General features: G+C 34.4%; 2 protein-coding genes. Both read left to right on the top strand.

Features of this window, described 5'->3' with window-relative positions; all coding sequences use genetic code 11:
* Positions 1-86 precede the first annotated feature (86 nt).
* On the top strand, positions 87-725 hold the full coding sequence (locus OB236_RS17765; RefSeq protein ID WP_262685211.1) for a hypothetical protein: 639 nt from the start codon (positions 87-89) through the stop codon (positions 723-725).
* A 188-nt stretch (positions 726-913) separates the two neighbouring features.
* Positions 914-1,411, top strand: a complete 498-nt coding sequence (locus OB236_RS17760) for an NUDIX domain-containing protein (RefSeq protein WP_262685210.1) — start codon at positions 914-916, stop codon at positions 1,409-1,411.
* Positions 1,412-1,484: the final 73 nt, after the last annotated feature.

Genomic DNA, 1,484 nt, shown 5'->3' with positions numbered 1-1,484 from the left:
GGGAGATTAGTTGAATAAACAAAGGAATTTTCTTAAGTCTGTTGAAATATTAATAATGTGTTAATTTGGAATATATGGGGGTTCGTATGAAATTTCTAGTCATCCAACCAAAATTTGAGAAGAACATTGTTCAACTTGAGAGTGAATTACGAAATAATCCTTCCGTTGATGTTTTAATCTTTCCAGAAGGTTATTTGAATGAAAATGTGGAACAAGCATGTATCTTAGCAAAGAATTATAACAAGATTTTAATTGGAGGACATAGAAGGCTAAACGACAGTCCAAAGGATAGAGCTATAATTATTAATCGCTCTGGTGATATCGTTTTGGATAGGATTAAGTACAGCCAGACGACTTTTAAGTCGGTAGAGGGTCTAATGATAGGACACATACTTTGTGATGAATTGGTCAAACAAGGAGTGAAGAATGAAGATATTAGTGCTATTGACTTAATTGTACATCCAATCGGTGTAGGAATGTTCAGTGAGGAACAGTTCGACGAATGGATAAATGAAGCAAAAAAGATTGCTGTTACATATAAATCAATGATTATTGGTACCAGTCACGCCGACGGCTCATTCAGAGGTAGTGATGTATCCATACCAATTGCATACTGTTTTGATGAAAATGGAGATGCTATTTTCGTTTCTAAGAACGATGTACGAACTCGGATGTTGGATATTCAAACAAAAACCGTTTCTTTTCCTCAACTCATCAATCAATAATGCGAATTGTTTAAGCTAACGGCACGAGAGCTCAATCAAATCACTAACAAGGATGCCATTGACTATTGATTTGCAACCTTTGCTGAACGGGTGGATAGTTTAGCGAGAAAGATGTTTATTATGTTAGAATATGGCATTTCAAGTGTTATAAGTCCATCCAATATTCTTATTCAGGAGGGGGACTAGGAGTGATTAGAAATACTGTTAGAGCTTTGATTATTCAGGACGATATGTTACTTGCGATTAAGAAAGAGAGACCCAACGTTGGTGTTTATTATGCATTACCAGGTGGTGCCCAAGCACCAGATGAAACATTAGACCAAGCATTAAAACGTGAATGTATTGAAGAACTTGGGGTAGAAATTATAGAAAGCCAATTCCTTTGTATAAGAGAGTACATATCTAGAAATCATGAATATTCGTTTATTATGAAGGAGGTTCATATTATAGATTTTTTATACCTATGTAAAATAAAATTGCTTACAACTGATATGCATAGCGTTCAAGCGGATATTGGGCAAGTTGGTATAGAATGGTTGCCTATCAACGAGATAAAAGAAGTGTTACTACAAAACGAAATTTCATCAAGAAAATATAAGTTTCCTAGTACACAACATGATTTTTTTAAAGAGTTTTTCTTGGATGGGATAACAGAATATTACATAAGCAAGGTCTTTGAATCATGATTCGAACCAATGAATATTAGTAACAGAACAGATACTTGAAAAAAATTTGCTACCTTTACTCGAGAGTACTTGA

It is taken from the genome of Paenibacillus baimaensis (genome assembly GCF_025567575.1).
The sequence above is the reverse complement of the archived record's forward strand: the minus strand, read 5'-3'. Positions and strand labels throughout refer to the sequence as shown.